Here is an 8595-nt window from a genome sequence, read left to right on the forward strand (position 1 = left end):
CTCCTTCAATTCCTAAAAAACTTTCTCCGTAAATTGTAAATCTATTTGTTGAAATTTGTTAACGATTGTCAAACAGCATGATTTGAACACGTATTATGTAAATTAATCATACGATACTCTGAAAACGTCTGCAATCCATTTCAGTAGTTTTTTTCATAGTTTTCACAAATATTTCGTATTTATAAGCAACTTACGACAAGTTTATCTAAACTATTTCCATTTTGACCCTAATTTATATAATTTATAATAATTTTATCAAAATCGCAAAAAATATGCTCTCTTCACATAACCTTTTGAATAATTTGTAACTTTTCACTATCTTAATAGCACTTACACGTTTTTTAGAAGGTTTTATTGGAGAGAAAATCAATGGTCTATGAAAGCACCAAAAAAAGAGCAACGATCCCATTCCACTAACACGAACTACTCGTTCGGATTAATGAGAAGAATCGTTACCCTCCACTGACATTTATTAAGCTTATGAGTTTACTTTTACTAATGGTTGCAATTCTTTGATGAATTTGTCGAATTGGTCGAAGTCCATTTGTTGAGCAGAATCTGATAATGCTACTGCTGGGTCAGGGTGAACTTCTGCCATTACACCGTCTGCACCGATGGCTAATGCTGCTTTTGCTGTAGGAACTAATAAGTCTCTACGTCCAGTTGAATGTGTCACATCAACAAAGACTGGTAAATGTGTTTCTTGTTTTAGAATTGGAACAGCTGAAATATCTAAAGTATTCCGTGTTGCACGTTCATACGTACGAATACCACGTTCACAAAGGATAATTTGGTCATTACCTTGAGAGATAATGTATTCAGCAGCATTTACAAATTCATCAATTGTAGCAGCTAAACCACGTTTTAATAATACTGGTTTACGTACCGCACCTGCTGCTTTTAACAATTCGAAGTTTTGCATATTACGTGCACCAATTTGGATAATGTCAACGTAATCTAATGCAACTTCGATATCTGCCGGGTTCACGATTTCACTAATAATAGCTAAACCATACTCATCGCCGACTCTTCTTAAAATCTTAAGACCTTCAAGTCCTAAACCTTGGAAATCGTATGGGCTTGTGCGTGGTTTAAACGCACCTCCACGTAAAATTTTCACACCTTGTTTAACAGCCTGCTCCGCAACAGCTGCTGTTTGCTCGTAGCTTTCAACCGCACATGGACCGACGATAAATGATTGGTTTCCATCACCAATGCGAACACCATTTACTTCTACAATCGTATTCTCTGGTTTTTTCTTACGAGAAACTAATAAAGCTTTACTATGGTCATCCTCTTGCAGCTCTAAGCCCGCTTTGAAAATTTCTTTGAAAATATGTTGTAATGTTGAATCTTCAAAAGGACCATCATTGTATTCTTTAATACTATTTAACATTTTACGCTCACGAACTGGATCATAACGGTTAACACCTTGCGCAACCTTAGCCTTGCCAATCTCCTGAACAACTCTGCCTCGCTCATTAATAAGCTTTAGTATCTGTAAGTTAATCTCATCTGCTCTTTCTCTCAATGCTTCTAATTCTGCATTACTCATCTCTCTCATCCTTCCAAAATAAATATTCGAAACAATCACACACTGATGAATCAGCTAAACAGCTATCATATAAAGAACAATCTTTATCATTCATTGAAAGTGTGGTACATTTTCTATAATTAGTTGTAATTATATACGATAAAATGATGATTGTCATTAAAAACTTTAACATTTAAACGCTTTTAAGCGATAAAGTACACAAATAGCAATACATGTTAATTTTCATAAGGTTTACATAGAAGTAATTTACTTTTAAATCTAAAAGAAGGTGTACCATCATGAAACAATCTGACTTAACATTTGCACTAGATATTGGCACACGTTCTGTTGTTGGCTTAATTTTAAAAGAAGAAAACGGAACATACCATATCATCGATTCAGTTATAAAAGAGCATCAAAAGCGTTCAATGTTAGATGGGCAAATACATGATGTCCTATCGGTAGCATCTGTTATTACGGCCATTAAAGAAGAGTTGGAAAAAGTGCACGGTCGACTACATAAAGTATGTGTTGCTGCTGCAGGCCGTGCCTTAAAGACAGAAAGAGCATCGTCTACCTTTAATATTAAAGGAAAGCCGATGTTCCAAAAGGAAGACATCCTTCAGCTCGAGTTAATGGCATTACAAACCGCTCAAAAGCAAATCGCTGATCTAACAGATACAGAACGGGCACACCATTATGATTGTGTTGGCTATTCTGTTCTCCAATATATGCTCGATGGAGAAGAGATTGGCAGCTTAATTGATCAGCAAGGAAATCAAGCATCTGTAGAAATTATTGCCACTTTTCTCCCTAAGGTCGTTGTTGAATCATTATTAGCCGCTTTAAATCGTGCTGACCTTGAAATGGACGGCTTAACACTAGAGCCAATCGCGGCCATTAATGTGCTAATTCCACCATCGATGCGAAGGTTAAACGTTGCCCTTGTGGACATCGGTGCAGGTACATCAGATATAGCGATAACCGATTTAGGTACGATTATTTCCTATGGAATGGTTCCGGTCGCAGGAGATGAAATCACCGAAGCCTTCTCAGATGAATTTCTGTTAGACTTTCCAAAAGCGGAGGAAGCAAAGCGAAAAATTACGACAAATGAAACCATTACTGTCTCTGATATTCTAGGCTTTGAAACAGAAATAACAAGTGAAGAAGCAATTGAAAAAATTTCAAATGCCATTGATAAATTAGCCAACTCGATAAAAGATGAAATTATAAAACTGAACAATGGTCGTTCTCCAAAAGCGGTCATGTTAGTTGGTGGAGGCAGTTTAACACCTGAACTACCTAAGCGATTAGCAGCATGTTTACAATTACCTAATAATCGAGTTGCTATCCGCGGCATTGATGCTATTGAAAATCTGCAATTGGCTGACCATATGAAAAAAGGTCCTGAATTAGTGACACCAATTGGTATTGCTGTTGCGTCAAAGCAAAATCCTATCCAGTATATAAGTGCTAAAGTAAATGACCGCGCCGTAAGACTTTTCCAAATGAAATCATTAACAGTCGGCGATTGTATACTCGCATCTGGATTACAGCTTCATAAGTACTTTGGAAAGCCTGGCTTGGCACTGATGGTAAACGTAAATGGAAACGCAATTACAATACCAGGTGAACAAGGATACCCACCTATTATTAAGAAAAACAATAAACATGTTTCTATAGAAGATGAGATTCACCACGGAGATATCATCACAATTGAAAAAGGACAAGATGGTAAGTCAAATCAACCAACATTAGCTTCAATTGTTGATATCGTTCCGACTAAAACAGTAACTGTTAATGGACAATCATACAGCGTTAACCCAACTTTTACAATAAATCAGCAACCTGTGAAAGATTTGGATATCTTAATAAATGATCGTGATAATATTACGTGCAGCATTCCAAATACAATTGAAGAACTTTTACAGGAGATACAATTTACTGTATCATTAGCAAATCTAAAGCCCTTTTCAATTGAAATAGACGGAAAGGTTCACCATTTGCAGACTTTTTCCGCTACATTAAATAAAAATGGTCTCCCTACTACAAAGGATGCGAAGCTTGAAGATGGTGATGTTCTATTTGTTCATGAAACGAAGGCACCTACATTAAATGAACTTATCAATGAAACTACTTTTACAGTCTCACAATCGATACCGGTTATCTTTAACGGAGAATCAATTACTCTCGAGAGACCTGTAACAGAGTTCTTTCGAAACGGAGATAAACTCGAACTTACGAGTATGATAAAAAATGGGGATAAATTGACTACGACACAAAAAGAGATTCAGCCATTTATATATCAGGACATCTTTACAGTTATTGATATTGATATCCCCTCATCAGGAAACAATCAATTTCAACTTTTAAAAAATGGCGAACAGTCAAATTTTCAGGATCCATTAGCCCCTGGTGATGAATTGTCTTTTAAGTGGTTATAGCCATGCTGAAAGGTAGATTCAGATAATGAATATTACAGACAAAATATATGCTGAAAAAGTGCTAAAGCATCTCTTCATCGGTGCACAACTTGATGGAGTGCAGTTTGGTATGTCTCCTGCTACAATCAAAGTATATTTTACACATTATAAGGATGTAGTTGATTATGGAGGACAATTATATCTTACTATTGAATCGAAATGGTGTTTATTCGATAAGAGACCTATGAAATTTCCTAAAAGTGCAGAAGAAATTGAACATTATTCTGAAGAAGAGGAATATCGGAGAATTTTTCAATGTAGACGACAAAAAGTGATAAATATCGAATTGGCAGAGAACACGCCACATTTATTAATTACATTGGAAAATGGTTATGAACTGTTTGTAAACGGTGTTCATGACATGTACGAGTGTTGGCAAGCTGGTGTTGAATTCGATGAAGAAACTTGGCTTATTGTTGCTACTCCAGGTAATGATATTGCGATATGGGCACCTGAAAGATTTTGAGCACATAAAAAGCTGGTGGAATCTATCCATCAGCTTTTTTAGCATTACACTTTTTAAAAAAGAATTTTCCTTTATTTCCCAAGCACTTCTGCTTCTAATGCCTGTTTTGTAATCTTATGGTGTGATGTATTCCAGATTACATTACTCCCTTTAAACAGGAGCGCTTGTGGTGATTCATGTTTAATACCATATGTTTCAGCGATATAGTCGGAAAGCGGTCGAGCTTCCTGCACATGAAGGAAATAACAAGGATAGTCCCCATTTGCTTCTGAAAAAGATTCAAATTCAGCAAATGCTGCCTGACTAATTGGACACGTTAAACTGTTTTTGACGAATAAAAATGTGTCATGCTTATCTAGTAATTGTTGAAACTCCTCTTTCGTACCGATTAATGTTTTACTCATCTAATCCCCCTAATGATTTGCCATTTAAGCTTTCGTTTGCTCAGTTACTGTAGCTTCACTATTTTCTGATTCCTTATGATTATTACTACCTGCGCCAGAATCACTTTGACCCGCATCTTCACTTATTTCTTTTAACGCATCGCCTACAATTGATTCAATTGTTTGATCTTGCTGTCCACCTGAATTTTTCGTAATATCCTTAACCTTGTCCATAATTTGGGACGATTGTTCTGTAACTACTTGTGACAGTGATGCAGACTTTTCCTTTGCGATATTCACGAATTCAGAGCCTTTTTCAATTAGTTCTTCCTTCGAAATTTTTCCAGTCTGCTCTTTAAGCTTTGAAGCCTGTTGTCCTAAATCATCTCGTATTTCTCGACCAGATTTCGGTGCGAGCATAAGTGCAGCTGCAGCACCGATTAACCCTCCGATAATTGAACCGACCATAAAATCACGATTACTCATGTTCATTTGCCTCCTTAAAAGAATGTTCTCTTCTTTGTTTTATTTCCTTTTTATGTTTCCATCTTGACCAAATTTCTATGGCGGCATTACTCCATTGCGCAACTTGATTTACCTTGTCTTGATTTTGTTCTAAATTTGTCGTAACAGATGTTGTTACGTTCCTAACAGAATGATTTAACTGCTGAATTGTTGTCCCGATATCCTGCACGGAATCAACGACTGAATTCAATTTTTCAGACTTCTGCCTAATATCATCTGCAAGAATATTTGTTTTATGTAACAGTTGTGTTGTTTCAAGGGTAACTCCTGACATTTGCTTTTCAAGCCCCTCTAATGTATTTGCTACATTCGTTAATGTCCCTTGTAATGCTTTTAAAGTTTTTGAAACGTAAACAACTAAAATTGTAAACGCAATGGCGATTAATGCCACACTTAAGTATAAAATAATAATCAATGTTACACCTCCTATGTATCTGATCAATACCCTTCTTCCCTTATTATAAACATAAACTGCCAAAAATTGCGAAAGTCTTCGCCAAGATTATGCGGTTCCTTGTAATTTTTTTGAGATCATCATCAAGAAGTTATTCTCATAAAGCATATTATAGGTTTCTTTTCTAGGAATCGGGTAAAATATACAGAGTAAAAACATACTTATGAAAGGCTCCCTTATTTTTACTGTTAAAAGTAGTAGTACATAGCCTTACGTTAAGTCTGAGGAGGAATACATATGAGAGATCAACGAATCGACATATTAGCCAAAAATTTAATTCAATATTCTGTTCGACTACAAAAGGGTGAAAAGGTATTAATTGAAAACTTTGGTCTGCAAAAGGAATTAGTGACAGCCTTAGTAAGGGAAGCATATGCTGTCGGCGGATATCCATTTGTATCATTAAAAGATAACGAAGTAGACCGTCAATTATTACTTGGTGCTAAGGAGGAACAATATCAGCTTATTGCTAATTTTGAAGCAGAAGTGATGAGAAACATGGATGCATATATAGGGCTGCGCTCAGGCAATAACATCAATGAATTTGCTGATGTACCAGACGAAAAGTTAAAATTGCAAGGAAGTACGATCGGCAAAAAAGTCCATAGGGAAATTCGCGTTCCAAAAACAAAATGGGTTGTGCTTCGTTACCCAACTTCATCAATGGCCCAGCTTGCAAAAATGAGCACCGAACAATTTGAGGATTTTTACTTTGATGTCTGTAACCTTGACTACAGCAAAATGGACAAAGCAATGGACCCGTTAGTTGAGCTAATGAACAAAACCGATAAAGTTCGCTTAACAGGAGAAGGTACAGACTTAACTTTCTCAATTAAAGATATTCCTGCAATTAAATGTTCCGGACAAATGAATATTCCTGACGGAGAAGTCTATACTGCACCTGTAAAGGATTCTGTTAACGGAACGATTTCCTATAATACCCCTTCTCCGTACAATGGATTTACTTTTGAAAATGTCAAACTAACATTCAAAGACGGAAAAATTATAGAAGCAACAGCGAATGATACAGAAAGAATCAATAAAATCTTTGACACTGATGAAGGAGCAAGATTTATTGGTGAATTTGCAATTGGTGTCAATCCATACATTCTCCACCCAATGCAAGATATCCTATTTGATGAAAAAATTGCAGGCAGCTTCCACTTTACACCAGGTCAAGCTTATGACGATGCATACAACGGCAATAACTCAAATATCCATTGGGATATGGTCATGATTCAACGCCCAGAATACGGCGGCGGTGAAATTTACTTCGATGACGTTCTTATTCGCAAGGATGGACAATTTGTCATTCCTGAGCTTGAAGCATTGAACAGTGAGAATTTGAAATAATATAAGCACTTTTTAAAGCAAGTGAGGAGGATACTTCACTTGCTTTTTTAGTTTGTGTTGGTGAATGTTTAAGTTTGAAGAGCAAAGCAACTTTTGGACAAGGATTGGGTAGGTGTATCTTAAGTAGTTTATGACGGAGAAACTTATTGAGTTTTACGATTCTTTAGACATTGTATTTACTTTTATATCACATTGGCTATTTTGGTGGTAGTTATCTTACATTTGGATTTCTTCTAGTTTGTTTGAGGTCTTACTTCTATTTGCATATCTTGCTATGCAGGATATTTCTTACTGTTTCTTCACATTTTTTGGTCTTCATTCCTCATGAATGACATTTCTTGCTATTTCATCAAGCATTTTGGACTTCATACCTTTTATGAGGACCATTTCCGCTCTTTCTTTCTCTCATTTTGGTCTTCACACCCTTTATGAAGACCATTTCCGATCTTTAGTTCTCTCGTTTTGGTCTTCATTCCTTTATGAAGACCATTTCCGACCCTTAGTTCTTTCATTTTGGTCTTCACACCCTTTATGAAGACCATTTCCGACCCTTAGTTCTTTCATTTTGGTCTTCACACCCTTTATGAAGACCATTTCCGACCTTTAGTTCTTTCATTTTGGTCTTCACACCCTTTATGAAGACCATTTCCGCTCTTTGGTTCTCTCGTTTTGGTCTTCATATCCTTTATGAAGAACATTTCCGACCTTTAGTTCTCTTATTTTGGTCTTCATATCCTTTATGAAGACCATTTCTGACCTTTGGTTCTCTCATTTTGGTCTTCATACCCTTTATGAAGAACATTTCCGATCTTTATTTCTCTCATTTTGGTCTTCATATATTCATACCCTTTATGAAGAACAATTCCGCTCTTTGGTTCTCTCATTTTGGTCTTCATACCTTTTATGAAGAACAATTTCAATCTTTATTTCTCTCATTTTGGCCTTCATACCCTTTATGAAGACCATTTCCGCACTTTCTTCCTCTCTTTTTGGTCTTCATCCCCCTAGCCTTAGTCACATTTTACACCTAGAAGTTTTCAATTATAGTAACGGCTATAGACTCATGTAAACCCGAACAGCAACTCTTTTTAAATTGAATTGAAGTGCCGATCTATAAGTCACACATGCACATCCCGATTATTAAAAAATAAATAGGCAATGAAAAAGAACGAACTAAGATGAACGAGAATGTTGATAATCGAAAACGTTAATGACATTCCATGAAACATCGGTTCTCCTAGGAAGTATGGCATTAAATTAGTGTTTGCAAAAAGCAAATATTTACCTGCTTCGTATTGGTGTAATCGAGCACATTATTCCAGATACTTGTTTTCACATTAATCCAGGAGAAAATCTGAAATAATGTGCTACTTTTTCCACTATATTTCGGAATG

Annotated in this window: 9 protein-coding genes and 1 pseudogene; 3 read left to right on the plus strand and 7 right to left on the minus strand. The window is 36.1% G+C overall.

The features are described 5' to 3' along the window. Positions 1-478: 478 nt before the first annotated feature. Positions 479-1555, minus strand: a complete 1077-nt coding sequence (locus J2S19_RS10980; RefSeq protein WP_307341427.1) for a bifunctional 3-deoxy-7-phosphoheptulonate synthase/chorismate mutase — start codon at positions 1553-1555, stop codon at positions 479-481. A gap of 278 nt (positions 1556-1833) precedes the next feature. On the opposite strand from J2S19_RS10980, the gene J2S19_RS10985 reads away from it, so the two are divergent. Both J2S19_RS10985 and J2S19_RS10990 read left to right on the plus strand, forming a co-directional pair. Then, on the plus strand, positions 1834-3981 hold the full coding sequence (locus J2S19_RS10985) for a cell division protein FtsA (RefSeq protein WP_307341431.1): 2148 nt from the start codon (positions 1834-1836) through the stop codon (positions 3979-3981). Positions 3982-4006: 25 nt separating this feature from the next. Continuing rightward, entirely contained in the window at positions 4007-4486 is a 480-nt protein-coding gene (locus tag J2S19_RS10990) for a hypothetical protein (protein ID WP_307341432.1), read from the plus strand. Between the two features lie 71 nt (positions 4487-4557). Here the strand turns inward: J2S19_RS10990 and ytxJ are convergent, their stop codons facing one another. Genes ytxJ through J2S19_RS11005 form a run of 3 tightly spaced genes read right to left on the minus strand, consistent with a single transcriptional unit; the run spans position 4558 to position 5809 of the window. Further along, positions 4558-4890 carry a bacillithiol system redox-active protein YtxJ gene (gene ytxJ, locus J2S19_RS10995; protein WP_307341434.1) on the minus strand — a complete coding sequence of 111 codons (333 nt, stop codon included), beginning with the start codon at positions 4888-4890 and terminating at the stop codon, positions 4558-4560. 24 nt (positions 4891-4914) lie between these two features. Then, positions 4915-5355, minus strand: a complete 441-nt coding sequence (locus J2S19_RS11000; RefSeq protein ID WP_307341436.1) for a YtxH domain-containing protein — start codon at positions 5353-5355, stop codon at positions 4915-4917. Then, positions 5348-5809 carry a DUF948 domain-containing protein gene (locus J2S19_RS11005; RefSeq protein WP_307341438.1) on the minus strand — a complete coding sequence of 154 codons (462 nt, stop codon included), beginning with the start codon at positions 5807-5809 and terminating at the stop codon, positions 5348-5350. The genes J2S19_RS11000 and J2S19_RS11005 overlap by 8 nt, the downstream gene beginning before the upstream one ends. Before the next feature lie 276 nt (positions 5810-6085). On the opposite strand from J2S19_RS11005, the gene J2S19_RS11010 reads away from it, so the two are divergent. After that, positions 6086-7201: an aminopeptidase gene (locus J2S19_RS11010; RefSeq protein WP_307341439.1), complete on the plus strand. Its 1116-nt coding sequence runs from the start codon at positions 6086-6088 to the stop codon at positions 7199-7201. 374 nt (positions 7202-7575) lie between these two features. Here J2S19_RS11010 and J2S19_RS11015 read toward each other — a convergent pair whose 3' ends face one another. The 3 genes and pseudogenes from J2S19_RS11015 to J2S19_RS23835 form a co-directional block, all read right to left on the minus strand. Beyond that, the gene (locus tag J2S19_RS11015) at positions 7576-7713 is read right to left on the minus strand and encodes a hypothetical protein (RefSeq protein WP_307341440.1); all 138 of its coding nucleotides are present in this window, start codon (positions 7711-7713) and stop codon (positions 7576-7578) included. 225 nt (positions 7714-7938) lie between these two features. Next, positions 7939-8085 carry a hypothetical protein gene (locus tag J2S19_RS11020; RefSeq protein ID WP_307341441.1) on the minus strand — a complete coding sequence of 49 codons (147 nt, stop codon included), beginning with the start codon at positions 8083-8085 and terminating at the stop codon, positions 7939-7941. Positions 8086-8319: 234 nt separating this feature from the next. Further along, a pseudogene (locus J2S19_RS23835) lies at positions 8320-8490 on the minus strand (DUF2705 family protein); the annotation flags it as partial. Between the last annotated feature and the right edge of the window lie 105 nt (positions 8491-8595).

Origin of the sequence: Metabacillus malikii, assembly GCF_030813355.1 — a bacterium.
In the GTDB taxonomy this organism is placed as follows: Bacteria; Bacillota; Bacilli; order Bacillales; family Bacillaceae; genus Metabacillus; species Metabacillus malikii.